Below are 24,874 nucleotides of genomic sequence, written 5' to 3'. Positions count from 1 at the left end.
AGACCAATCATGTTGTTGAAGGATCAGGCTGCGATCGTCACGGGGGGCGCCTCCGGACTTGGCGCTGCGACCGCCCGCAAGCTTGCCGCACAGGGCGCCAAGGTCGCCGTGTTCGACCTCAACGCCAAGCTGGCCGAAGAGGTCGCCGCGGAAATCAAGGGCACGGCCGTCGTTTGCGACGTCTCCGATGCCGCAGCGGCGGAAGCCGGCATCGCGCAGGCGGCCAAGGTGCACGGCCCGGCGCGGGTGCTGGTGAACTGCGCCGGTATCGGCGTTGCCAAGCGCGTGATCGGCCGCGACGGCCCGATGCCGCTTTCCGATTTCGACAAGGTGATCAAGGTCAATTTGATCGGCTCGTTCAACATGCTGCGGCTTGCAACCGCTGAGATGTCGAAGCTCGAGCCGCAGGCCACCGGCGAACGCGGCGTCGTCGTCAATACGGCCTCGGTTGCGGCCTATGACGGCCAGATCGGCCAAGCGGCGTATTCGGCGTCGAAGGGCGGCATCGTCGCGATGACCCTGCCGATCGCACGCGAGCTCGCGCAGTTCGGCATCCGCGTGATGACCATCGCGCCCGGCCTGTTCCTCACGCCGCTGCTCGCCAACCTGCCGCAGGAGGCACAGGACTCGCTCGCCGCCGCGATCCCGTTCCCGCGCCGGCTCGGCAACGCCGACGAGTTCGCCGCCCTCGCGCTGCACATGGTCGAGAACCCCTATCTCAACGGCGAGGTGGTGCGGCTCGATGCCGCGCTGCGCATGGCCCCGCGGTGAAGTCGCGGCACCAACTGACAATGGACCGTCATTCCGGGACGACGCGCAGCGTCGGGCCCGGAATCCATTTGGCGTCGGCGCCGGTGGTGAAATGGATTCCGGGCTCGGCTCTTCGAGCCACCCCGGAATGACAGCGGAAAGAGATCGGCAGCTGAAATGTTCATCCACCGCCGCGACGTGCAGATCCAGTGGGGTGATTGCGACCCTGCCAACATCGTCTACTACCCGCGCTATTTTGCGATGTTCGACGATTCCACCTCGGTCATGTTCGAGGCGGCCGGCTTCTCCAAGCAGGACATCGTCCGCCGCTACGGCCTGGTCGGCATTCCCATGGTCGACACCCGCGCGAAGTTCTACATCCCCTCAACCTATGGCGACTGGATCACGATCGAGAGCCGGATCGAGAGTTTCAAGCGGTCGTCATTCGAGGTCATTCACAAGGTCTACAAGGGCGAGGCTTTGGCGATCGAAGGCTTCGAGACCCGCGTCCTGGTCGGGCGCGATCCCGACAACCCCGACAAGCTGAAATCGGCGCCGATCCCTGAGGAAATAAAGGTTAAATTCATGCAGGGCTGACTCCTGCGGCATTGTCGCCTAAAGAGGGGCTCGACTTCAGCGGAATATTGCGCTCTGAACTGCAAAACAATTAGGGAGGACAATCGATGAAGAAGGCCTATTGGGCGGCGGCTGCAGTCGCGACCGTGCTCGGTATCGCGTCAGCGTCGGCCGAGACGAACGAGATCGTGATCGGCATCACCACCACGACCACCGGCCCTGGAGCGGCGCTCGGCATCCCCGAACGTAACGCGCTGGAATTCGTGCCGAAGGAGATCGGCGGCGTGCCGCTGAAGGTGATCGTGCTCGACGACGGCGGCGATCCGACCACCGCGACCACCAACGCGCGGCGCTTTGTCACGGAGTCCAAAGCCGACATCATCATGGGGTCGGCGGTGACGCCGCCCACCATCGCGGTATCGAATGTCGCCAATGAGGCTGGCGTTCCGCATTTCGCGCTGGCGCCGTTTCCGGTGACGCCCGAGCGCGCCAAATGGTCGGTGGTGATGCCGCAGCCGGTGCCGATCATGGGCAAGGTGCTGTACGAGCACATGAAGGCGCACAACATCAAGACCGTCGGCTATATCGGCTACTCCGATTCCTACGGCGATCTTTGGTTCAACGACCTGAAGAACCAGGCCGTGCCGATGGGCATCGCCATCGCCGATGAGGAGCGTTTCGCGCGTCCCGACACGTCGGTCACCGGCCAGGTGCTCAAGCTGGTCGCCGCCAATCCGGATGCGATCCTGGTCGGCGCCTCCGGCACCGCCGCGGCGCTGCCGCAGACCGAGCTGCGCGAGCGCGGCTATACGGGTCTCATCTATCAGACCCACGGCGCTGCCAGCATGGACTTCATCCGCATCGCGGGCAAGGCAGCCGAGGGCGTGATCATGGCCTCCGGCCCGGTGATGTCGCCGGAAACCCAAGCCGATAGCGCGCTGACCAAGAAGCCCGGTCTGGAGCTCAACAAGGACTATGAGGCCAAGTATGGCCCGAACAGCCGCAGCCAGTTCGCCGGCCATTCCTATGACGCCTTCGAGATCCTGAAGCGCGTCATTCCGGTGGCACTGAAGACTGCCAAGCCCGGCACGCCGGAGTTCCGCGAGGCGATCCGTCAGGCGCTGTTGACCGAGAAGGACCTGGCCGCCAGCCAGGGTGTCTACAACTTCACCGAAACGGATCGCTCCGGCCTCGACGACCGCGCCCGCATCATCCTGACCGTGAAGGACGGGAAGTACGTCCCGGCGGAATAGGCGAAGATCGCTTCATTCGATCCACGCAAACGAAAGGCCGGCTCGTCGAGCCGGCCTTCAGCGTCTCGGTCTGCTCTCTGTCGTCTAGCCCGCTGCCGTCTCGGCAAAGCCGAGATAGCTGGCGGCCACGCGCTGGTCGGTCGCGATCTCGTCCGCCTTGCCGTTCAGCACGAACTCGCCGAGCTCCATCACATAGGCGCGGTCCGCTACCTGCAACGCGGCCTTGGCGTTCTGCTCGACCAGCAGCACCGAGACGCCATCCTGCCGCAGCTTGGCGATGATCTCGAAGATGCCGGCGACGATGATCGGGGCAAGGCCGAGGCTCGGCTCGTCCAGCATCAGCAGCTTGGGTGCGCCCATCAGTGCGCGGCCCATCGCCAGCATCTGCTGCTCGCCGCCGGACAGGGTGCCGGCAAGCTGCTTGCGCCGCTCCTTCAGCCGCGGAAACAGCGTGTAGACGTGCTCGAACCCGGCAGCGGTGCGCGCCTTGTTCATGCGGAACGCGCCGAGCTGCAGATTGTCCTCGACGTTCATGCTGGCGAACAGCTCGCGATGTTCGGGCACGAGACAAAGACCCAGCGCAACGCGGTCCTCGATCTCGAGCCGGGCCAGGTTCTCGCCGGCAAACGTGACGCGTCCCTTCAGCGGCAGCACGCCCATGACGGCGCTGAGCAGGGTGGTCTTGCCGGCCCCGTTGGCGCCGATGATGGTGACGATTTCGTTGTCACCGACCTCGAGCGAGACCGAGCGCACCGCTTCGACCTTGCCATAGGACACATGAGCGTCCGTAACCGACAGCAGCACGCTCATGCGGTGGCTCCGAGATAGGCCTTGATCACCTCTGGATTGGTCTTGATCGCGGCTGGCGTTCCTTCCGCGATCTTGGTGCCGAAATCGAGCACCACGATGCGATCGGCGAGGTCCATCACAAATCCCATGTCGTGCTCGACCAGGAGCACCGACATGCCGCCGGCGCGCAGTTCACGTAATAGCGCGGCGAGCCGCTGCTTCTCCATGTGGCGCAGGCCCGCGGCAGGCTCGTCGAGCAGGAGCAGCATCGGATCGACACAGAGGGCTCGCGCGATCTCGACGATGCGCTGTTGCCCGAGCGACAGCGAGCCCGCGAGCTGATCCATCTGGTCGGCGAGACCGACGCGTGCGATCTGCCGCGCGGCTTCCGCGAGCAGCTTCGCCTCGTCCCCGCGGTCGAGCCGCAGCATGCTGGACAGTGGCCCGGCGTGCCCGCGCAGATGCGCGCCGATCGCGACATTCTCCAGCACGGTCATGTCGGGCACCAGCTTGACGTGCTGGAAGGTTCTGGCGATGCCGAGCTTGACCACCTCCTGCGGTGGCGCCTTGCCGATCGGTTTGCCCAGCATCGAGACATTCCCGGAGGTCGCCGGCAGCACGCCGGTGATCAGGTTGAAGGTGGTGCTCTTGCCGGCGCCGTTCGGGCCGATCAGCGCCACGATCTCGCGCGCCTGCACCTCGAAGGAGACGTTGTTGACTGCGACCACGCCGCCGAACTGCTTCCTGGCGTTGTCGACCTGGAGCAGCACCTCGTGCGGGGCGGCTTGGCGCTCGCGCGCGGGCAGCGTGAGCGAGGTCGCGGGCTTTTTCCCGAGCGGTTTGAGCGGCAGCCATGCCGTCAGCCACGGCCACAGGCCGGTCGGTGCCAGCTGCAACAGCCCCACCAGCAGAATGCCGAACACGATCGTCTCGAGTTGGCCTTCGCCATGCAGCAGCAGCGGCAGATAGCTCTGCAGCACTTCCTTCAGGATCACGACGATCGCGGCGCCCAGCACGCCGCCCCATACATAGCCGGCGCCGCCGACCACCGCGACGAACAGATATTCGATGCCGGCCTGGGCGCCGAAAGGAGTCGGGTTCACCGCGCGGGTGAAATGGGCATAAAGCCAGCCGGAGAGGCCGGCCAGCACGGCGGCGTAGATGAAGACCAGGAGCTTGGCGCTGGGCGCATAGACGCCGAAGGCCTCGGCCGCGATGTGGCCCCTCCGCAGTGCGCGGATCGCGCGGCCGGTGCGAGAATCCAACAGGTTCATCGTCAGCAGCGCCGCGAGCAGCACCCCGATCCAGATGGCGTAATAGATCGTGCCGGCATCGAGCATCTTCAGCGAGCCGATCGCAAGCGGCGGAATGCCGGAAACGCCGTCATTACGGCCGAGAAATGCGAGCTTGCTGAAGAGGTAGAACAGCCCAAGCCCCCAGGCGAGGGTGCCGAGCGGCAGATAGTGGCCTGACAGGCGCACGGTGACGAGTCCGAGCAGCACCGCCGCTGCGCCGGAGACCAGGAGCGACAATGGCAGGGTCAGCCAGGGCGATACGCCATAATTCGCGGACAGCACGGCCGTGGTGTAGGCGCCGAAGCCGACAAAGGCGGCCTGGCCGAACGAAGTGAGCCCACCCACGCCGGTGAGCAGCACGAGCCCCATAGCGACCAGCGCGGACAGGCCGATATTGTCGAGCAGCACGATCCAGAACGGCGGTACGCCCGGGATGAACGGGATCGCCGCCATGATGGCGGTAAAGATGAGGAGGGGCCAACGCTCGCGCATCGCGCTAGTCCTTTTCTTCTTCCACGGCGGGCGCGGCCAGCGACCGCAGCACCAGCACGGGGATCAGCAGCGTGAAGACGATCACTTCCTTGAAGTTCGAGGCATAGAAGGAGGAGAATGCCTCCACGATGCCGACGACAATCGCCGCGACTGCAGTGAGCGGATAGCTGACGAGCCCGCCGATGATCGCCGCGATGAAGCCTTTCAAGCCGATCAGAAATCCGGTGTCGTAATAGAGCGTCGTGATCGGCACGATCAGGATGCCGGAGAGTGCACCGATCGTGGACGCCAGCAGGAATGCGATCTGGCCCGACAGCGTGGTGCGGATGCCGACCAGCCGCGCGCCCAGCCGATTCACGGCGGTTGCGCGCAGCGCCTTGCCGTAAAGCGTCAGCCCGAAGAACAGCCAGAGCGCGACAATGAAGGAGACGGTAAGGCCGTACACCGCCATGCCTTGGCCGGTGAAGCGCAAGGGACCCAGCACGGCTGAGGCGGTGAGCAGGGCAGGGCCGCGCTGGCCCTCGGCGCCGAAGAACAGCAGTCCGAGGCCCTGCAGCGCCAGATGGCAGCCGACCGAGGCGATCAGGAGCACCAGCACCGACGTGTGCGCCAAAGGCTGGAACACGATGCGATAGAGCGAGACCCCGATCGCCGCTACGATCAACAGCGAGAGGACGAGGTTGATACCGACAGGCGGCCGTTGGCCGGCGGCCCAGATCGTCGCGGCCAGCACCAGGCCTGGGAAGACGACGTTGACGGCGAAAGCGCGCGCAATGCGCGGCAAATGCAGCGATTTGCGCGCTGCGTAAAGATCGAAGGCGAAGGCGACGACGCCCATGGCCAGCGCCAGCTTGGCGGTACCAGGCATCTGGCCGGCTGCCAGCGAGGCGTAGGTCAGCGCGCCATAGGTGACGAATTCGCCCTGGGGGATCAGGATCACGCGCGTCACCGCGAACACCAGCACGAGCGCCAGCCCGAGCAGCGCATAGATCGCGCCGTTGGTAATGCCGTCCTGCAGCAGGAACAGCATGATCGTTGTGTTCAAGGCTGGACGCTCCCCCTTTGATGACCGATCGCGGCCGGCATTCGTCGCCGTTGTGTCGCAGCAGTTGAAATCGGCTGCCGGTGTTTGGTATGAGGGATAACAATTATCAAGTATAATCTCAAGGCCGCTGTTTCGCTGCGGTCTTTTGGGAGGGGGAAGCCGACGCCATGACTTTCATGGACTGCAATGGCAGATAGCGTCAAAAATCAAGCCGCAAGCAGCCAAGCCAAGAGCAGCCAAGTCAAGACTGGCCAAGTCAAGACCAGCCAGGGCTCGAAGGAGCCTGCCGGACCGGCTGACGAGACGCAAGCTGTGCGGCTTGGCGAGCTGTCCGACCTGCTCGGCTACGTGCTCAAACGCGCCCAGCTCAAGGTGTTCGAGGACTTTCTGCATTGCGTCGCGCCGCTGCAGCTGACCCCGGCGCAGTTCTCGGTGCTGCTGTTGCTTGACAATAATCCCGGTCGCAACCAGACCGAGATCGCCAACACCCTCGGCATCCTCCGTCCGAACTTCGTGTCGCTGCTCGACAGCCTGGAAAGTCGCGGCTTCTGCACCCGGGTCCGCTCGCCCCATGACCGCCGCTCGCACATCCTGGTGCTCACCGAGAAGGGGCGCGGCGTGCTGGCGCGGGCGAAAAAGCTGGTCGTCTCCAAACACGAGGCAAGGCTGAACGAGCTGCTGGGCCCGGACGGGCGCGACACGCTGCTCGCAATGCTGACCAAGATCGCGCGGGAGTTTTGACGCCGAGCCGTCCTCCCCGAGCCGTCCTTCCGGGCGCAGGTCCTATAACCACAGTGACGTGGAGAGAGTGACGCCTCAATCCACCAAGATCACCCTGACGTCGTTCACGTTGGTCAGCGTCGGCCCGGTCAGCAGCAGATCGCCGGTCGCAGCAAAGAACGCGGTCGCGTCATTGTTGGCGAGATAGGCCTTCGGATCGAGGGCCCTTTCGCGCATCGCCGCGAAGGTCGTGCCGTCGACGATCGCCCCGGCAGGATCGGAGGCGCTGCCGGCGCCGCCATCGGCGCCGTCGGTGTCGCCAGCGAGCGCGGCGATGTCCGGCGTGTCCTTGAGCAGGTCGGCGAGCGCCAACGCGTATTCCTGGTTCGGGCCGCCGCGGCCATTCCCGGTGACGGTGACGGTGAGCTCGCCGCCGGAGAGGATCGCGACGCGCCGTCCTTGCGCGCGGGCATCAAGCGCCAGCCTCACATGCTCGGCAGCGACCTCGCGCGCCTCGCCTTCGAGATCGGCGCCGAGATCGATCACCTCGTAACCGGCCTCTCTGGTCTTCACGATCGCCGCGTCCAGCGAGGCCCGCGGGCGCGCGATCAGTTCGAATCTGGCACGTGCAAACGCGGGATCGTCCGGCTTGCAGCTTTCGTTGTCGGGGTTCTCGAGCGCGCGCGCAATCGCCGGCTCGATCGCGAGATTGTACTTCGCGATGATCGCACATGCGTCAGCAAGCGTCGTGGGATCGGGGACCGTCGGCCCCGATGCGATCGCGGACGGATCGTCATGCGGTACGTCCGAGATCGCAAGCGTTACGATCGCGGCCTTCTGCCCGGCGCGCGCCAGCCGGCCGCCCTTGATCCGCGACAGATGTTTGCGCACCGTGTTGATCTCGCCGATCGGCGCGCCGGAGCGCAGCAGCGCTCGCGTCAGTTGCTGTTTCTGCGCGAACGTCACTCCGTCCGCGGGCGCAATCCAGTTCGCCGAGCCGCCGCCGGAGAGCAGCACCAGCATGAGGTCGTCGGCGCCGGCCGTTGCCGCCAGTTGCAGGGTCTCATCCGCCGCTTTCAGTCCGGCTTCGTCGGGCATCGGATGGCCGGCTTCGATCACCTTGATCCGCCGCGTCGGCACGCCGTGGCCGTGGCGGGTGGTGGCGATGCCGGTCAGCCGTGCGGGATCGAGCGCGAGCACATCGAGATAGTGCCGCTCCGCGGCCGCAGCCATCGCCGCGGCCCCCTTGCCGGCGGCGAGGCAGATGATGCGGCCCTTCGGCACCGCCGGCAGGTGGGAGGCAAGCACGATATCCGGATGTGCCGCGGCGACTGCGGCGTCGAAGATCGTGCGGAGCAGTGGACGGCGACTGCTCACGCGACGCCGTCCTTGGTGGGAAGAGCGATTATTTGCCCAGCTCTCCGCTCATGACCTCGCCGAACAGCTGCCAGCGTTCGCCCTTGAACTGCATCAGCTGCAACTGCTCGATCGGCTGAAAGTCGTCGGCCGCTGTGGTCACGGTGACGCCGGGCAGCAGGCCGCCTTGCGGAAATTGCTTCAAGCTTGCCGCCTGCTTCATCACATTGGCGCGGGTCAGATCGTCGCCGCATCGTTTCAGCACCTCGACCATGGTGGTCGCGATGTTGTAGCCGGTCAGCGCCGACGAATCTATGGGATTGGTCTCCGGCAGGTATTTGGCGAGCAGTTCCTTGAAGGCGCCCAGGCCGGGATCGTTGGCCCATTGCGGATCTGAGGCGTCCTTGGCATAGGCTGCCGAGATCACCCCTTGCGAGTTCTCGACGCCGGCAGGGCGCATCACCGCCGCCGTCGAGGCGCTCACATTGGCGATGATGGTCAACGGCCTCCAATTCATTTCGCCGAGCTTCTTGATCGCCTGGGCGCCCGATTTCGGCGTCGTGAACAGCACGATCACGTCGGGATTGGCGGCCTTGATCTTGACGATGTGGGACTCGACGGTCGGTTCGGAGACTTCATAGCTCTCCTCCAGTACGAGCCGGCTGGGATCGCCAAGGCCATCCTTCAAACCCTTCAGGTAATCCTTGCCCATGTCATCGTTCTGGTAGAGCACGGCGATCTTGGCACCGGGCTTCTCCTTCAGAAGATATTTCGCGTAGATCCGGGCCTCCGACTGGTAGCTTGGCAGCCAGCCCATGGTCCACGGAAAGGTTTTCGGCTCGTTCCACTTGGTGGCGCCGGTGGCCACGAACAGCTGCGGGATCTTCTTGGAGTTGAGATATTTCTGGATCGCGGTGTTGGGCGCGGTGCCGAGCACGCCGCCCAGGAACAGCACCTCGTCGCTCTCGACCAGCTTGCGCGCCTGTTCAACCGTCTTCGGCGGCGAATAAGCGTCGTCATAGGAGATGAAGGTGATCTTGCGGCCGTTGATGCCGCCGTCGTCGTTGACCTTCTTGAACACCGCGGCCATCGCCTTCCCGACGGAGCCGTAGGCCGAGGCCGGGCCGCTATACGGGACGATGTTGCCGATCTTGATCTCGGTGTCGCTGGCGCCGTTGTCGTATTTCGACTCGGCGAATGCGGGGCCGCCGGCGGCGCCGACCAGGGCCAAGCCGAGCAGCGCCGATACGGCGCGACGGGTCGCGGGGATAAACATCTCCAACTCCTTTTTAGATTTGTTCTTGGAGCTGCCTTCTCGGAAGGTCCGGCAGCTCGTTTGCGTTCCTCAACAGAGTTCTACCTAGCTCATGAACGTGACTGGCGTAAATGCGAAAGCGGTGGACGCACCGATTGGCTGATGAGTGGTTTAACGAAATCCTTGCAAAGAAAAGCCTCCCGCGACGTGACGTCGCAGGAGGCTGAGGCCTGGATCGGATGTGTTGCGTCTAGCCGCCGACGTCAGCTGAGATGACGTCGCCGAACAGCTGCCATCGTTCGCCGGTGAAACGCATGAGCTGCAGCTGGCTGATCGGAGCAAAGTCGGTTGCTGAGGTATTGATCGTAATGCCAGGCAGCAGCACCTCGGTTCGGAAGTCGCGCAAGCTGGCGGCCTGCTTCATCACATTCTCTCGGGTCAGATTGTCGCCGCACTGTTTCAGGACCTGCACCAAGGTCTGCGCCACGCCGTAACCGACCACTGTGCCATTGTCCAATTTGTCGCCCTCCGGAAAATCCTTGGTCATGAACTCCAGATAGGCCTTCATGCCGGGATCATTGACCCATTGCGAATCGGTCGTGTCTTTCACGTACTGCGCCGAGACGATGCCTTGGGCATTGGCAAAGCCGGCGGGCTTGATCACGCTGCCGACCGAGGCCGAGACATTGTTGAGGATGTGCAGCACCTTCCACTCGACTTCACCGACCTTCTTGATCGCTTGCGCGGCGAACTTCGGCGTCGCGATGTCAACGAAGACATCGGCGCCCGATGATTTGAGCTTGACGATGTGACTGTCGATGGTCGGCTCGGTGGTCTCGTAGCTCTCTTCGGCGATGATCATGGTCGCGGCCTTGGCGCCGAGTCCGTCCTTCAAGCCCTTCAGATAGTCCTTGCCGTAATCGTCGTTCTGATAGAGCACGGCGATCTTGGCGTCGGGCTTTTCCTTGAGGAGATATTTGGCATAGATCCGCGACTCGGCCTGGTAGCTCGGTTGCCAGCCCATGGTCCAAGGGAAGTCTTTCGGGTCGTTCCACTTGGTGGCGCCGGTCGCGACGAACAACTGCGGGACTTTCTTCGCGTTCATGTATTTCTGGATCGCCGAGTTCGACGGCGTTCCGAGCGAGTTGAAGATCAGCAGGACCTCATCGCTCTCGACCAGCTTGCGCGCCTGCTCGACCGCTTTTGGCGGCGAATAGGCGTCGTCATAGGAGACGAAGTTGATCTTACGGCCGTTGATGCCGCCTTCGTCGTTGATCTTCTTGAAATAGGCGGCTTCGGTCTTGCCGATGATGCCGTAGGCGGAGGCCGGACCGCTATAGGGCATGATGTTGCCGATCTTGATCTCGGTATCGCTGGCGCCGGGATCGTATTTCTTTTCGGCGGCCGATGCGCCGCTCGCGGCAACGACGAGAAAGGCCGCCGTCACAGCGGCTGCCCTGCAGATGATGGTCATGTGTTTCTCCCTCTGATTTTTCTTACGCACGATTTTAGATGACGTGTCGTCGGCCCTTTTTTTGAAGGCTCTTCTTGAATGCGGGATCATAGCAGAGATCGATGGCGAATGCCCACGCCGACACGCTGCACGCGTCACGGTGCAGTGCGGCAGACGTCGTGCGCGGCGCGCGCCCTCTTCAAGGGGAAGAGACGAATCCGGGCCAGTGGCGCGATTGCAAAGAAAAGCCCCGCATCGCCGGGGCTCGTTGGAGATGGTATTCGTTGCGGGATCGGCTTGCCGCGGCGCGGCTTACTTCTCCAATTCACCGCTCATGATATCACCGAACAATTCCCATTGCTGGCCCTTGAAGCGCATCATCTTGAGCTGTTTGATCGGGGCAAAATCGTCGGGCGCGGTGTTGATCTTGATTCCCGGCAGCAGCGTGTCCGGCTGAAAGTCTTTCAGGCTCGCTGCCTGCTCCATGACGTTGGCGCGGGTGAGATCGTCGCCGCACATCTGCAGTACCTTTACCAGCGTCTGCGCCGCGCCATAACCATAGACGGTCGCGCTGTCGAGCTTGTTGCCCTCCGGATAGTACCGTTGGAGAAATTCGGCAAACTTCTTCATTCCGGGATCATTGTCCCACTGCGGATCGGCGGCGTCCTTCGCATAGGCAGCCGACAGGATGTCTTGCGCGTTCTCATAGCCCGCCGGCTGGATGACGCTGCCCACCGAGGCCGAGATGCTAACCAGGAGGTGCGTCGGATGCCAGTCGATCTCGGCGAGTTTCTTGATCGCTTGGGCGGCGAATTTCGGCGTGGCCACGCTGAAGAAGACGTTGGCGCCGGAGGCCTTCAGCTTGACGATGTGGCCGTCGATCGAGGGTTCTGAGGTCTCGTAGCTCTCCTCCGCGACGATCATCGAGCCGGCCTTCTCGCCGAGCCCGTCTCGCAGGCCTTTCAAGTAGTCCTTGCCGAAATCGTCGTTCTGAAACAGAACGCCGATCTTGGCGCCGGGCTTTTCCTTCAACAGGTACTTGGCATAGATGTGCGCCTCGTTCTGATAGCTCGGCTGCCAGCCCATGGTCCACGGAAAGTTCTTTGGATCGTTCCATTTTGTGGCGCCGCTCGCGACGAAGAGCTGCGGCACTTTTTTTGAGTTGAGATATGTCTGAATTGCCGAGTTCGACGGCGTGCCCAGCGGATTGAAAACCGCGAGCACTTCGTCGCTCTCCACCAGCTTGCGGATCTGTTCGATTGCTTTCGGTGGCGAATAGGCGTCGTCATAGCTGACGAACGTGATCTTGCGGCCATTGATGCCGCCTTCTGCATTGATCTGGTTGAAGTAGGCCTGTTCGGTCTTGCCGATCACCCCGTAGGCGGAGGCCGGACCGCTATAGGGCATGATGTTGCCGATCTTGATCTCGTTGTCGGACGCGCCGGGGTCATATTTCTTCCGGGCAAGTGCTGCGCCCGAGGTGAGCGCGACCACTGCCGTCGCGAGCGCCGCGATCCGGATCGTTCGGCTGACGTGCAAATTTATCTTCCTGGTCGGCATCGCACTGCTTTGAAGACGGTCTCAGCGGTTGCGCGCTTTCTCGATGAGCTGCTGGGCGACCATGGCGACCTGCCTAGCGCCGTGTGGCACCAGGAAGATGACCAGGAACAAGAGCACGCCGAAGACCGCTCCGGAGAGGCCCTTGGAGATTCCCTCGGCCATGTTCGGCACGAAGATGATGAAGGCAGCGCCGACGAACGAGCCCGGCAGCCAGCCGACGCCGCCGACCACCATGCCGAGGAACAGCGAGATCGCCAGCGTGATCGTGTAGCTGTCAGGTGCCACGAATTGCACGGCGATGGCGCCGAGACCGCCGGCCACGCCGGTAATGCCGGCGCTGACGCCGAAAGCCAGCGTCTTGTAGGTGGCGACGTCGATCCCCATCGCGGAGGCTGCGATCTCGTTGTCGCGGATCGCCATGAAGGCGCGGCCGGAACGAGAGCGTAACAGGTTCACCGAGAAGATATAGATCGCGATCGTGACCGCGAGCGTGAAGTAGTACAGCCACATGTCCTGCGACATCGGCAGGCCGAACGGCGCGTCCGGCTTGGTCACCACCAGCCCCTGCACGCCGCCGGTCCATGGCTCGAAGAATCCGAGCTTCAGCAGCTGCGGCATCGCGGTCGCCAGCGCGAAGGTCGCGAGCGCCAGGTAGACGCCGGACAGCCGTAGCGCCGGCTGGCCGAACAAGAATCCCGCGCCGAAGCAGACCACGCCTGCCACGGGCAAGGTCAGCGCGTAATTGACGCCATACTGCTCCATCAGGATCGCCGAGGTGTAGGCGCCGATGGCGTAGAACGCGCTCTGGCCGAGCGAGAACTGGCCGCTGCCGCCGGTCAGGATATTGAGCGCCAGCACGGCCAGTCCGTAGATCAGGAGCATGGTCATCTGGAAGATGACGAAGTTCTTGGTGAACAGCGGGACAATCAGGAGCAGCAGCACCACCACGAAGGCGGTACCGGAGCTCAAGGTCATGGCCCGCTTCGGCACGGCCTCGACTGCGGGTGCGTGGCTTGCGAGTTCCTCGACTGCGCTCATGGATCAGACTCGCTTGACGATATGCCGGCCGAACAGGCCTGCGGGTTTGATGACCAGGACGGTGATGATCAGCGCCAGTGCGATCGGCAGCTTCAATTCGTTGCCGACGCCCGGGATATAGGTGCCTGCCAGGTTCTCGAAGATGCCGACCAGGAAGCCGCCGACGACGGCGCCGAACGGGCTCGTGAGGCCTCCGAGCACCGCGGCAGCGAAGCCATAAATCAGGACGCCGCCCATCATGTTGGGCTCCAGGAACACGACCGGGGCAATCAGCATGCCGGCGATCGAGCCGATCGCCGCGGCCATGCCCCAGCCGAGCGCGATCATCCAGGAGGTGTTGATGCCGACCAGCCGCGCCGATTCGGGCACCGAAGCGGCCGCCCGCATCGCAAGGCCGACGCGCGTATATTGGAAGAAGACATAGAGCCCGATCAGGAGCAGCACGGTGATGCCGATCATGCCGGCCTGGTGGGTCGAGATCAGCTGGCTGCCGAGGAAGGGCGAGGAGCCGAACGGCGTCGGATACTGCTTGATGGTGAAGTCCCAGATCAGGCCTGCGCTGGAGTTGATGATCGAGAACAGCGCGATGAAGCCGGCGACCTGGGTCAGGATCGGCGCCTTGGCCAGCGGCTTGAACAGAATGCGCTCGATCGCAATGCCTCCGATGAAGGAGAAGATCAGCGTGAGCAGGAAGGCTGCCCAATAAGGCAGGCCCCATTGCATCAGCTGCCAGGACACGAAGGTCGAGAACATCGCCATCTCGCCCTGCGCGAAGTTGAGATGGTCGATCGCCTGGTAGATCATCACGACGGCGAGCGCCATGCAGGCGTAGATCGCCCCGGTCGCGATGCCGGCCAGCACCTGGTTGGTGAAAAGCTCCATGGCCGCTCCCTTCAATAACCGAGATAGGATTTACGGACGTTCTCGTCGTTCGAGATATCCTTGGCCGCCCCCGCCATTACGATGCGGCCGGTCTCGATCACATAGGCCTGATCGGCGAGCTCGAGCGCGAGCTGCGCATTCTGCTCGACCACGAGGAGCGAGACCTTCTCTTCGCGATTGATCTGGCCGAGGATCCTGAACAGGTCGCGCACGATCAATGGCGCGAGCCCGAACGAGGGCTCGTCCAGCAGCATCAGTCTGGGCCGCAGCATCAGCGCGCGGGCGACCGCCAGCATCTGCTGCTCGCCGCCGGACAGCGTGCCGGCCTGCTGCGTATGCCGCTCCTTCAACTTCGGGAAATAGGCATACATGCGCTCGATATCGGAGACGATGTTGGCCTTGTCGCCGCGCGTGATCGCGCCGAGCTGCAGGTTCTCCTCCACCGTCATGTTGGTGAAAGTGCCGCGGCCCTGCGGCACGTGGGCGATGCCGAGGCGGACGATGTTCTCGGTCGAGCGGCTGGCGAGTGGCCGGCCATCGAATTCGATCGCGCCGGTCGTCCGCACCATGTTGCAGATCGCCCGCAAGGTGGTGGTCTTGCCGGCGCCATTGGCGCCGAGCAGCGTCGTGAGCGAACCCTCGTTGAGCGAGAAGGAGAGGCCATGCAGCGCCTGAACCTGGCCGTAATAGGCGCGAAGATCCTTTACATTCAGGAGCACGGTCATTGGTCCTTGCTCCCGAGATAGGCCTTGATGACGTCGGGATTGGCCTGCACCTGGGCCGGCGTGCCCTCCGCGAGCTTCTTGCCGAAATTCAGCGCGACGACGTGGTCGGCGATCGACATCACGAGGCCCATGTGATGCTCGACGAGGAGCACGGTGACCTTGCGCTCGTCGCGGATGCGGCGGATCAGGTCGCCGAGCACATGGACTTCTTCATGGTTGAGGCCGCCGGCCGGCTCGTCTAGCAGCAGGATCTTGGGATCGGCGGCGAGTGCGCGCGCCAGTTCGACCCGCTTCTGGGTGCCGAACGGCAGGCCCGACACCGTCTTGTGCGCGACGCTTTCGAGGTCGAGATAGGACAGAATCTCATGGACCTTGGTGTTGACCGAGGCCTCGCTGCGGCGGACCCAGACGAGCTTGAGCGAATCCGAGATGATGTCGCTCGATGTGCGGGCGTGGGTGCCGACGCGCACATTGTCGAGCACGGACAGATTGGGGAACAGTGCGACATTCTGGAAGGTGCGGCCGATGCCGATCTCGGCGATCCGATGCGGCGGCCGCTTCAGGATGCTGCGACCCTCCATCAGGATGTCGCCGGCGCTCGGCTGATATAGCCGGGAGAGACAGTTGAACAGCGTGGTCTTGCCGGCGCCGTTCGGTCCGATCAGGCCGAGGATCTGGCCGTAATGCATGTCGAAGGACACGCCGTTGAGCGCAACGATGCCGCCGAACACGACGCTGACATCGCGCACGGCAAGCAGCGGATCCGCAGCTTGCGCGAACTGAGGCTGCGTCATGTCGCCTCGCCCCTGCCATGCAGCGGGGCGGATCGATGCGGCGCCTGATCACACTGATAAAGACTATCTGATCCCCTCGGCAACACGGGCAACTTTCCCTCCTGGCTTCGGCTTCTTGTTGTTATCTTTGTTGGATTGATTTGTTGGCAGCGCCATTCCTCCGAGCGCCGCTTCGATATTTCTTACCATCGCCACCAGGCGAGGTCCAATGTCGTTGCGCAAGCGCTCTTCGGTGAAGCGAAAGGCCGGCGCGCCGCAGTTGAATGCGTACGGTCCCGTACCGTCGTTGAGTTTCAATGCGACGCCGACCGCATGCACATCGTCCTGCCACTCTCCCGCGGAGATCGCAAAGCCGTACTTGGCGACGGTCTCCGCGGAACGCTCGATTCCGTCGCGCATCTTCGGCCAGCGGCTGCCGTAATGTTCGCGCAGTTCGCGCAAGAGAGCAACGCGTTCGTCGTCCGGAAGCGCCCAGATGAAGGCACGGCCCATCGCTGTAGTTGCGATCGGGATGCGTGAGCCTACGTCAAGTTGAACATTGACGACACCATTCCGGCTCTGCCCGAAATAGATCATGCTGAGCCGGTCGCGCGCCCCGATCGCCACCGCGCCGCCGGTCTCCCGCATCAATTGTTCGCGAAACGGCTCGGAGAGCTGCCGCACGCCGAGATTGGCAAGCGCGGCATAGCCGAGCGCCATCGCGGCGGGCGCCAACTGATATTTCTCGAAGCGCGGCACCGGCGTCAGATAGCCGAGCTTGGTCAACGTATAGGTCAGACGCGAGACGGTCGGTTTGGGCAGGTTGGTGCGCGCGGCGATCTCCTGATTGCCGAGCAGTCCGTCATTCGGACGGAATGCACGCAGCACCTCGAGCCCGCGGGACAGCGCGACGACGAAGCTGCGATCGGTCGCGGCTTTCTTCCCTGGACGTTTCATCTCACCGGCGGTCGATTGCTTCGTTGACAACGGTCGTGCTTCAAAATAACCGTGCGTGTCAAGATGCGGAATACAATTTCGCAGTGCGGAATTAAGTGTCTGCAGCGGGTAAACGCAAACAATGCAGCTACTCGACGCAAACTAAGAGCCACGAATTAACCGGCTAACAAGAAAACGATATTCCAAGGAGCGCAGCGTGAGCGAAGTGGTCAAGCTCGAGTCCCATGACATCGTCGGTATCGTCACCGTCGACAGTCCGCCCGTCAATGCGCTGAGTGCCGCGGTCCGCGGCGGCATTCTGGAATGCGTCAAGGCCGCCGTTGCCGATCCCAAGATCAAGGCCATCGTGCTGACCTGTGCTGGTCGCACCTTCATCGCCGGCGCCGACATCACCGAGTTCGGCAAGCCGCCGAAGCCGCCGGCGCTGAACGATGTCTTGAGCACAATCGAGAACAGCCCGAAGCCGGTGATTGCCGCGATCCACGGCACCGCGCTCGGCGGCGGGCTCGAAGTGGCGCTTGCTTGTCATTATCGGGTGGCGACCAAGGAGGCCAAGCTCGGCCTGCCCGAAGTGAAGCTTGGCCTGTTGCCGGGCGCGGGCGGAACCCAGCGGCTGCCGCGCGCCGTGGGTCCCGAGCTTGCGGTCAAGATGATCGTCGGCGGCGATCCGATCGGTGCGGCAGAAGCGCACAAGGCCGGCCTGATCGAGGAGATCGTCGAGGGCCCGGCCGCCGGCGGCGAGGCCTTCGCGCGCAAGCTGGTGGCGGAGGGGCGGCCGTTGCGCAAGCTGCGCGACGATGACTCCAAGCTCGCGGCTGCCAAGGCCGATCGTTCGATCTTCACCAACGCGGTGGCAGCGCTCACCAAGAAGGCGCGCGGGCTGGAGGCGCCGTTCGCCGCCGCGGACGCGGTCGGCTATGCGATCGATCTGCCGTTCGACGAAGGTTTGCGCAAGGAGCGCCAGGATTTCCTCCGCCTGCTCACCAGCGATCAGTCCAAGGCGCAGCGTCATGCCTTCTTCGCCGAGCGCGAGGCGGCGAAGATCGCCGGCGTGCCCGAGGGGACGAAGTCGCGCCCGGTGGCGCAGGTCGCGATCATCGGCGCCGGCACCATGGGCGGCGGCATTGCGATGTCTTTTGCCAATGCCGGAGTTCCCGTCACCCTGGTCGAGACCGGCGAGGAGCAGCTCAAGCGTGGCCTCGGCATCATGCAGAAGAACTGGGAGGCGACGGCCGCGCGCGGCGGCATCCCGGCGGATGCGCCCGCCAAGCGCATGGCGCTGATCACTGGCGTGGTCGGCCTCGAGAACGTGAAGGACGCCGACCTCGTCATCGAGGCGGTGTTCGAGACCATGGCGGTCAAGAAGGAGGTGTTCGGCAAGCTCGATCAGTTTGCCAAGCCGGGCGCCGTGCTCGCCACCAACACCTCTTATCTCAACATCGATGAGATCGCCAAGCAGACCAGCCGGCCGCAGGACGTGCTCGGCATGCACTTCTTCTCGCCTGCCAACGTGATGAAGCTGTGCGAGATCGTGCGCGCCGAGAAGACCGCGTCGGACGCGCTGGTCACGGCGGTGTCGATTGCGCGCAAGATCGCCAAGGTGCCGGTCGTGGTCGGCGTCTGCGACGGCTTCGTCGGCAACCGCATGCTGGCGCAGCGCGGCAAGCAGGCCGAGAAGCTGCTGTTCGAGGGCGCATTGCCGCAGCAGGTCGACGCCGTCGTCACAAAATTCGGCATGCCGATGGGTCCGTTCGCGATGGGCGATCTCGCCGGCCTCGATATCGGTTGGCGCTCGCGCAAGGACCGCGGCATCAAGAGCGAGATCGCGGATGCGCTGTGCGAAGCCGGGCGCTTCGGCCAGAAGACCGGCAAGGGCTACTACAAATATGAAGCGGGCTCGCGTGCGCCACTGCCCGACCCCGAGGTCGAGAAGCTGATCGACGAGACGCTGGCGCGGCTCGGCCGCAAGAAGCGCGCCGTCAGTGACGAGGAGATCCTCGAGCGCATGATGTATCCGATGATCAATGAGGGAGCGAAGATCCTCGCCGAAGGCATCGCGGCGCGCCCCTCGGACATCGACGTGGTCTGGCTCTATGGCTATGGCTGGCCGATCTACCGCGGCGGCCCGATGTACTGGGCCGACGCGGTGGGCCTGAAGCATATCGCCGATCGCCTCGCCGTCTACGCCAAGGAGACGAATGATCCCTCGCTCAAGCCGGCGCCGCTTCTGAAGAAGCTGGCCGACGAAGGCCGAAGCTTCGCCTCGCTCGCGGCCGAGTCGAAGGCGGCTTGATGGAGGTCAGTCCTCTCCGCTCGTCATTCCGGGCTCGTGCTCCGCGCGCCCCGGAATGACGACCTCATTCTTGATTTCTGGCTCGGCATTTCATGACTCACCCCGGTGAACAATTCTATCCCGCAGGCGTCCGTTGGGACGAGCCGATCGCGCGGGGTACCCTGCCTGATCTGCTCGCGCAGGCCGTGCGCGATTATGATGATCAGGTTGCGATCGAATTCCGCGACCGCCCGATCAGTTTCCGGCAGCTCCAGGCGCTGGTCGAGCAGGCGGCTTCCGCTTTCCTGCGTGCCGGTTACGGCAAGGGCAGCTCCGTCGCGCTGTTCCTCGGCAATACGCCGGATCATCCGATCAACTTCTTCGGCGCGCTCAAGGCCGGCGCGCGCGTCGTGCATCTGTCTCCGCTCGACGGCGAGATCGCGCTGTCGCACAAGCTGAAGGATTCCGGCGCGCGGGTGCTGATCACCTCGAATCTCGCCGCGCTGCTGCCGACCGCATTGAAATTTCTCGAGAAGGGCCTGCTCGACCGGCTGATCGTCTGCGAGGACGATCATTGGGGCAAGGTCGGGACGCCGCAAGCGCCGCTACCCGGCCATGCGGCCGTGATCACGCATCGGGCGTTCGTCGCTGACGCGAGCCCGCCGGCGCAATGGCCCGCTGTCGCGCCGGACGATATCGCGCTTCTGCAATATACCGGCGGCACCACCGGCCTGCCGAAAGGCGCAATGTTGACCCACGGCAATCTCACGGCCGCGGTGTCGATCTACGAGGTCTGGGGCCAGCCGGCGCGCGCCGAGCGCAATGCGCGCGAACGCGTCATCTGCGTGCTGCCGCTGTTTCATATCTACGCGCTGACCGTGGTGCTGCTGTCGTCGCTGCGCCTCGGCAATCTGATCTCGCTGCATCAGCGGTTCGACGTCGAGGCCGTGATGCGCGACATCGAGGTCAAGCGCGCGACCTATTTTCCCGGCGTGCCGACGATGTGGATCGCGATCGCGAACCTGCCCGATCTCGACAAGCGCGACCTGTCGTCGCTTACGTCGGCAGGCTCCGGCGGCGCGCCGCTGCCGGTCGAGGTCGCCCGCATCTTCGAGCGCAAGGTCGGCATGAAGTTGCGGAGCGGCTGGGGCATGACCGAGACCTGCTCGCCGGGCACCGGTCATCCCAAGGACGGGCCGGACAAGCCCGGCTCGATCGGGCTGATGCTGCCGGGGATCGAGATGGACGTGGTGTCGCTCGACGATCCCACCAGGGTGCTCGGTGTCGGCGAGGTCGGAGAAATCCGGATCAAGGGACCGAACGTCACCAACGGGTATTGGAACAGGCCGCAGGAGACGGCGGAAGCCTTCGTCGGGGATCGCTTCCTGACCGGCGACATCGGCTATATCGACGCCGACGGCTATTTCTTCCTGGTCGACCGCAAGAAGGACATGATCATCTCCGGCGGCTTCAACGTCTATCCGCAGATGATTGAGCAGGCGATCTACACCCACCCGGCGGTGCAGGAGGTGATCGTGATCGGCATTCCCGATGCCTATCGTGGCGAGGCCGCCAAGGCCTTCATCAAGCTGCGCGACGGGGCCGAGCCGTTCTCGATCGATGATCTCCGCAGCTTCCTGACCGGCAAGCTCGGCAAGCACGAGCTGCCGGCGGCGGTTGCGTTCGTCGACGAACTGCCGCGGACGCCGGTCGGCAAGCTGTCGCGCCACGAACTGCGTCAGCAGCAACCTTCAACCATCCAAACCCAACAACATCAGCAACAACAATAGGAGAGGTCGTCCATGACCGATGCCGTCATCGTTTCCACCGCCCGCACCCCGATCGGCAAGGCCTATCGCGGCGCGCTCAATGCCACCGGGGGCGCTACGCTGCTCGGCCATGCCATCGGCGAAGCCGTCAAGCGGGCCAAGATCGATCCGGCCGAGGTCGAGGACGTCGTGATGGGCGCCGCCCTGCAGCAGGGCTCCACCGGCGGCAACATCGCGCGCAAGGCGCTGCTCCGCGCCGGCCTGCCGGTCTCGGTCGGCGGCACCACGATCGATCGGCAATGCGCCTCCGGCCTGCAGGCGATCGCGCTCGCGGCGCGCTCGGTGATCTTCGACGGTGTCGAGATCGCGGTCGGTGGTGGCGGCGAGTCGATCTCGCTGGTGCAGAACGACAAGATGAACGCCTTCCAGGCCACCGATCCCGCGCTGCTCGAGATCAAGGGCGATGTCTACATGCCGATGATCGACACCGCGGAGATCGTCGCCAAGCGCTACGGCATTTCGCGCGAGCGGCAGGATGAATATGCCCTGGAAAGCCAGCGTCGCACCGCCGCCGCGCAGCAGGGCGGCAAGTTCAGCGACGAGGTGGCGCCGATCACGACCAAGATGGCGGTGACTGACAAAGCGACCGGCAACGTCTCCTTCAAGGACGTCACGTTGTCGCAGGATGAAGGTCCGCGCCCCGAAACCACAGCCGAAGGCCTCGCCGGCCTGAAGGCCGTGCGCGGCGACGGCTTCAGCGTCACCGCCGGCAATGCCAGCCAGCTCTCCGACGGTGCATCGGCCTGCGTCATCATGAGCGATGCGGAAGCGGCCAAGCGTGGCCTGCAGCCGCTCGGCATTTTCCGCGGCTTCGTCGCGCATGGCTGCGAGCCCGACGAGATGGGCATCGGGCCGGTGTTCGCGGTGCCGCGGCTTCTGAAGCGCCATGGCCTCACCGTCGACGACATCGGTCTCTGGGAATTGAACGAGGCTTTCGCGGTGCAGGTGATCTATTGCCGCGACAGGCTCGGCATCGATCCCGAGAAGATCAACGTCAATGGCGGCGCCATCGCGGTCGGCCATCCTTATGGAATGTCGGGCGCGCGGCTCACGGGCCATGCGCTGATCGAAGGCCGCCGCCGCAAGGCAAAGTATGCGGTCGTCACCATGTGTGTCGGCGGCGGCATGGGCGCGGCCGGCCTGTTCGAGGTGCTGCAGTAAAGAACAGCTGTCGTCCCGGGCGAGCCCCGGCAGCGCGAAGCGCTGTCCGGAGCGCAGTCCCGGGACCCATACGCCGCAGCGGTGCTCGAGGCAGTTCTGGCTGACGCCTTTGGTCGCGACTGAGGCCGGTGGTTATGGGGTCCCCGCTTTCGCGGGGACGACAGAAGAGCAAGACGAGCTAGATGGATACTTAGGGAGGATCCAATGGATCTCGCATTCACGAAGGAAGAGCAGGCGTTCCGCGAGGAAGTCCGGCAGTTCTTCAAGGACAACGTGCCACCGGAGACCCGGCGCAAGATGATCGAGGGCCGCCATCTGTCGAAGGACGAGATGGTGACCTGGTGGCGCATCCTCAACAAGAAGGGCTGGGGCGTCTCGCACTGGCCGGAGGAATATGGCGGCACCGGCTGGACCTCGGTGCAGCACTACATCTTCAACGAGGAGCTGCAGGCCTATCCGGCGCCGCAGCCACTCGCCTTCGGCGTGTCGATGGTCGGTCCTGTCATCTACACCTTCGGCAACGAGGAGCAGAAGAAGAAGTATCTGCCGCGCATCGCCAATGTCGATGACTGGTGGTGCCAGGGCTTCTCCGAGCCGGGCTCGGGATCCGACCTCGCTTCGCTCAAGACCAAGGCCGAGCGCAAAGGCGACAAGTGGATCATCAACGGCCAGAAGACCTGGACCACTCTCGCGCAATATGCCGACATGATCTTCTGTCTCTGCCGCACCGATCCGAGCGCGAAGAAGCAGATGGGCATCTCCTTCATCGTGTTCAGCATGAAGTCGAAGGGCGTCACCGTCCGTCCGATCCAGACCATCGATGGCGGCCATGAGGTCAACGAGGTGTTCTTCGACGACGTCGAGGTGCCATACGAGAACCTGATCGGCGAGGAGAACAAGGGCTGGGACTACGCCAAGTTCCTGCTCGGCAATGAGCGCACCGGGATCGCCCGCGTCGGCGTTTCCAAGGAGCGCATTCGCCGCATCAAGGAACTCGCCGCCAAGGTCGAGGCCGGCGGCCGGCCGATCCTCGAAGATCCCGCCTTCCGGGAGAAGCTCACCGCCTGCGAGATCGAGCTGAAGGCGCTTGAACTCACTCAGCTCCGCGTCGTGGCCGATGAAGGCAAGCACGGCAAGGGCAAGCCGAACCCGGCCTCCTCGGTGCTGAAGATCAAGGGTTCGGAGATCCAGCAGACCACCACCGAGCTTCTGATGGAAGTGATCGGCCCGTTCGCGGCGCCTTACGACGTCCATGGCGACGAGGATTCCAACGAGACCATGGATTGGACCGCGCAGATCGCGCCGAGCTACTTCAACAACCGCAAGGTTTCGATCTATGGCGGCTCGAACGAGATCCAACGCAACATCATCTCGAAGGCGGTGCTGGGGCTGTGATGCTCTCCTGTCATTCCGGGGCGCCGCGTGAGCGGCGAGCCCGGAATCCATAACCACCATCGTGAGTATGGATTCCGGGCCCGCGCCTTGCGGCGCGTCCCGGAATGACGCCGACGATGAATTCCGGGTACAAGGATACACAACATGGATTTTGATCTGTCCGAGGAGCAGCGGCTCCTGAAAGAAAGCATCGACGGCCTGCTGGCGGATGCCTACGAATTCGACAAGCGCAAGACCTACATGAAGGAGAAAGGCGGCTGGAGCCGGGCGATCTGGTCCAAGCTCGCCGAGCAGGGGTTGCTCGGCCTGCCGTTCTCTGAAAACGATGGCGGCTTCGGGGCCGGCGGCGTCGAGACCATGATCGTGATGGAGGCGATGGGCCGCTCGCTCGTGCTCGAGCCTTATCTTGCCACGGTTGTCATCGCCGGCGGCTTCCTCCGTCATGGCGGTTCGGCCGCGCAGAAGGAAGCGCATCTGCCGGGGATCATCGACGGCAGCAAGACCTTTGCCTTCGCGCAGCTCGAGAAGCAGTCGCGCTATGATCTGTTCGATGTGACGACGTCGGCCAAGAGGAAGGGCGACGGCTGGATCATCGACGGCGAAAAATTCGTCGTGCTCAACGGCGAGAATGCGGACACCTTGGTCGTCACCGCGCGCACGGCAGGCGCGCAGCGCGACAAGAGCGGCGTCGGCGTCTTCATCGTGCCGGCCGATGCGAAGGGCGTTACCAGGAAGGGTTATCCGACCCAGGATGGCCTGCATGCCGCCGACATCACTTTCACCGGCGTCGAGGTCGGCGCAGACGCAGCGATCGGCGACCCCGAGAACGCGCTGCCGCTGATCGAGCGCGTCGCGGATGAGGCGCGCGTTGCGCTCTGCGCGGAGGCGGTCGGCTTGATGGATGAATCGCTCAAGACCACGGTCGAGTACATCAAGACCCGCAAGCAGTTCGGCGTCGCCATCGGCTCGTTCCAGGCGTTGCAACACCGTGCCGCCGACATGTTCGTTGCGCTGGAGCAGGCGCGGTCGATGTCGATGTTCGCGACCATGGCAAGCGATTTCGAGGACGCCAAGGAGCGCGCAACCGCGATCGCGGCGGCAAAGGTGCAGGTCGGCAAATCGGCCAAGTTCGTCGGCCAGCAGTCGATCCAGCTCCATGGCGGCATCGGCATGACGATGGAGGCCAAGATCGGCCATTACTTCAAGCGGCTGTCGATGATCGAGACCACCTTGGGTGATACCGACTATCACCAGCGGCGCGTGGCTGAAGCGGGCGGGCTGATCTAGGCCGGAGCGTT

At 63.9% G+C, this 24,874-nt stretch carries 21 protein-coding genes; 9 read left to right on the top strand and 12 right to left on the bottom strand.

Going from position 1 to position 24,874, the window contains the following annotated elements; all coding sequences use genetic code 11:
• Window positions 1-9: 9 nt before the first annotated feature.
• The 3 genes from QX034_RS09105 (at window position 10) to QX034_RS09095 (ending at window position 2,579) form a co-directional block, all read left to right on the top strand.
• The gene (locus tag QX034_RS09105; RefSeq protein WP_316184423.1) at window positions 10-771 is read left to right on the top strand and encodes an SDR family NAD(P)-dependent oxidoreductase; all 762 of its coding nucleotides are present in this window, start codon (window positions 10-12) and stop codon (window positions 769-771) included.
• A 156-nt stretch (window positions 772-927) separates the two neighbouring features.
• Window positions 928-1,347: a thioesterase family protein gene (locus QX034_RS09100; RefSeq protein ID WP_315702887.1), complete on the top strand. Its 420-nt coding sequence runs from the start codon at window positions 928-930 to the stop codon at window positions 1,345-1,347.
• An 86-nt stretch (window positions 1,348-1,433) separates the two neighbouring features.
• The gene (locus tag QX034_RS09095) at window positions 1,434-2,579 is read left to right on the top strand and encodes an ABC transporter substrate-binding protein (protein WP_316184422.1); all 1,146 of its coding nucleotides are present in this window, start codon (window positions 1,434-1,436) and stop codon (window positions 2,577-2,579) included.
• Between the two features lie 84 nt (window positions 2,580-2,663).
• Here the strand turns inward: QX034_RS09095 and QX034_RS09090 are convergent, their stop codons facing one another.
• Genes QX034_RS09090 through QX034_RS09080 form a run of 3 tightly spaced genes read right to left on the bottom strand, consistent with a single transcriptional unit; the run spans window position 2,664 to window position 6,200 of the window.
• Window positions 2,664-3,389 carry an ABC transporter ATP-binding protein gene (locus QX034_RS09090; RefSeq protein ID WP_315768776.1) on the bottom strand — a complete coding sequence of 242 codons (726 nt, stop codon included), beginning with the start codon at window positions 3,387-3,389 and terminating at the stop codon, window positions 2,664-2,666.
• Window positions 3,386-5,155 carry a branched-chain amino acid ABC transporter ATP-binding protein/permease gene (locus tag QX034_RS09085; protein ID WP_315702890.1) on the bottom strand — a complete coding sequence of 590 codons (1,770 nt, stop codon included), beginning with the start codon at window positions 5,153-5,155 and terminating at the stop codon, window positions 3,386-3,388. Before QX034_RS09085 ends, QX034_RS09090 begins: the two co-directional genes overlap by 4 nt.
• A gap of 4 nt (window positions 5,156-5,159) precedes the next feature.
• The gene (locus tag QX034_RS09080; protein WP_315702891.1) at window positions 5,160-6,200 is read right to left on the bottom strand and encodes a branched-chain amino acid ABC transporter permease; all 1,041 of its coding nucleotides are present in this window, start codon (window positions 6,198-6,200) and stop codon (window positions 5,160-5,162) included.
• Between the two features lie 186 nt (window positions 6,201-6,386).
• Between QX034_RS09080 and QX034_RS09075 the strand changes: the two genes are divergently transcribed.
• A complete protein-coding gene (locus QX034_RS09075) occupies window positions 6,387-6,941 on the top strand; it encodes a MarR family winged helix-turn-helix transcriptional regulator (protein ID WP_315763588.1) in 555 nt (184 codons plus the stop codon).
• Between the two features lie 75 nt (window positions 6,942-7,016).
• Here QX034_RS09075 and QX034_RS09070 read toward each other — a convergent pair whose 3' ends face one another.
• The 9 genes from QX034_RS09070 to QX034_RS09030 form a co-directional block, all read right to left on the bottom strand.
• Window positions 7,017-8,297 carry a glycerate kinase gene (locus tag QX034_RS09070; RefSeq protein ID WP_316195332.1) on the bottom strand — a complete coding sequence of 427 codons (1,281 nt, stop codon included), beginning with the start codon at window positions 8,295-8,297 and terminating at the stop codon, window positions 7,017-7,019.
• A 28-nt stretch (window positions 8,298-8,325) separates the two neighbouring features.
• The gene (locus QX034_RS09065; RefSeq protein ID WP_316195329.1) at window positions 8,326-9,552 is read right to left on the bottom strand and encodes an ABC transporter substrate-binding protein; all 1,227 of its coding nucleotides are present in this window, start codon (window positions 9,550-9,552) and stop codon (window positions 8,326-8,328) included.
• A 229-nt stretch (window positions 9,553-9,781) separates the two neighbouring features.
• A complete protein-coding gene (locus QX034_RS09060; protein ID WP_315763594.1) occupies window positions 9,782-11,005 on the bottom strand; it encodes an ABC transporter substrate-binding protein in 1,224 nt (407 codons plus the stop codon).
• A gap of 291 nt (window positions 11,006-11,296) precedes the next feature.
• A complete protein-coding gene (locus QX034_RS09055) occupies window positions 11,297-12,523 on the bottom strand; it encodes an ABC transporter substrate-binding protein (RefSeq protein WP_315702896.1) in 1,227 nt (408 codons plus the stop codon).
• A 42-nt stretch (window positions 12,524-12,565) separates the two neighbouring features.
• Window positions 12,566-13,582: a branched-chain amino acid ABC transporter permease gene (locus tag QX034_RS09050; RefSeq protein ID WP_315702897.1), complete on the bottom strand. Its 1,017-nt coding sequence runs from the start codon at window positions 13,580-13,582 to the stop codon at window positions 12,566-12,568.
• Window positions 13,583-13,585: 3 nt separating this feature from the next.
• Window positions 13,586-14,464: a branched-chain amino acid ABC transporter permease gene (locus QX034_RS09045; protein WP_315702898.1), complete on the bottom strand. Its 879-nt coding sequence runs from the start codon at window positions 14,462-14,464 to the stop codon at window positions 13,586-13,588.
• 11 nt (window positions 14,465-14,475) lie between these two features.
• Complete coding sequence (locus QX034_RS09040) at window positions 14,476-15,189, bottom strand: ABC transporter ATP-binding protein (RefSeq protein WP_315702899.1); 714 nt, start codon at window positions 15,187-15,189, stop codon at window positions 14,476-14,478.
• On the bottom strand, window positions 15,186-15,983 hold the full coding sequence (locus QX034_RS09035) for an ABC transporter ATP-binding protein (RefSeq protein ID WP_315702900.1): 798 nt from the start codon (window positions 15,981-15,983) through the stop codon (window positions 15,186-15,188). Before QX034_RS09035 ends, QX034_RS09040 begins: the two co-directional genes overlap by 4 nt.
• Window positions 15,984-16,046: 63 nt before the next feature.
• On the bottom strand, window positions 16,047-16,919 hold the full coding sequence (locus tag QX034_RS09030; protein ID WP_315702901.1) for an IclR family transcriptional regulator: 873 nt from the start codon (window positions 16,917-16,919) through the stop codon (window positions 16,047-16,049).
• A 196-nt stretch (window positions 16,920-17,115) separates the two neighbouring features.
• On the opposite strand from QX034_RS09030, the gene QX034_RS09025 reads away from it, so the two are divergent.
• From QX034_RS09025 to pimD, 5 genes are all read left to right on the top strand, one after another.
• Window positions 17,116-19,212, top strand: coding sequence for a 3-hydroxyacyl-CoA dehydrogenase NAD-binding domain-containing protein (locus QX034_RS09025; RefSeq protein ID WP_315763598.1), 2,097 nt, complete (start codon window positions 17,116-17,118; stop codon window positions 19,210-19,212).
• A gap of 92 nt (window positions 19,213-19,304) precedes the next feature.
• Window positions 19,305-20,981, top strand: a complete 1,677-nt coding sequence (gene pimA, locus QX034_RS09020) for a dicarboxylate--CoA ligase PimA (RefSeq protein ID WP_315745418.1) — start codon at window positions 19,305-19,307, stop codon at window positions 20,979-20,981.
• A 12-nt stretch (window positions 20,982-20,993) separates the two neighbouring features.
• Window positions 20,994-22,181 (top strand): acetyl-CoA C-acyltransferase, encoded by a 1,188-nt coding sequence (locus QX034_RS09015; RefSeq protein ID WP_315702904.1) that lies wholly within the window; start codon window positions 20,994-20,996, stop codon window positions 22,179-22,181.
• A 204-nt stretch (window positions 22,182-22,385) separates the two neighbouring features.
• Window positions 22,386-23,576 carry a pimeloyl-CoA dehydrogenase large subunit gene (gene pimC, locus QX034_RS09010; protein ID WP_315728224.1) on the top strand — a complete coding sequence of 397 codons (1,191 nt, stop codon included), beginning with the start codon at window positions 22,386-22,388 and terminating at the stop codon, window positions 23,574-23,576.
• A gap of 144 nt (window positions 23,577-23,720) precedes the next feature.
• Complete coding sequence (gene pimD / locus QX034_RS09005) at window positions 23,721-24,863, top strand: pimeloyl-CoA dehydrogenase small subunit (RefSeq protein ID WP_315702906.1); 1,143 nt, start codon at window positions 23,721-23,723, stop codon at window positions 24,861-24,863.
• Window positions 24,864-24,874 lie beyond the last annotated feature (11 nt).

It is taken from the genome of Bradyrhizobium sp. SZCCHNR3119 (assembly GCF_032487775.1).
Classification (GTDB): Bacteria; Pseudomonadota; Alphaproteobacteria; order Rhizobiales; family Xanthobacteraceae; genus Bradyrhizobium.
This window is presented reverse-complemented; position numbering and strand designations above follow the sequence as displayed.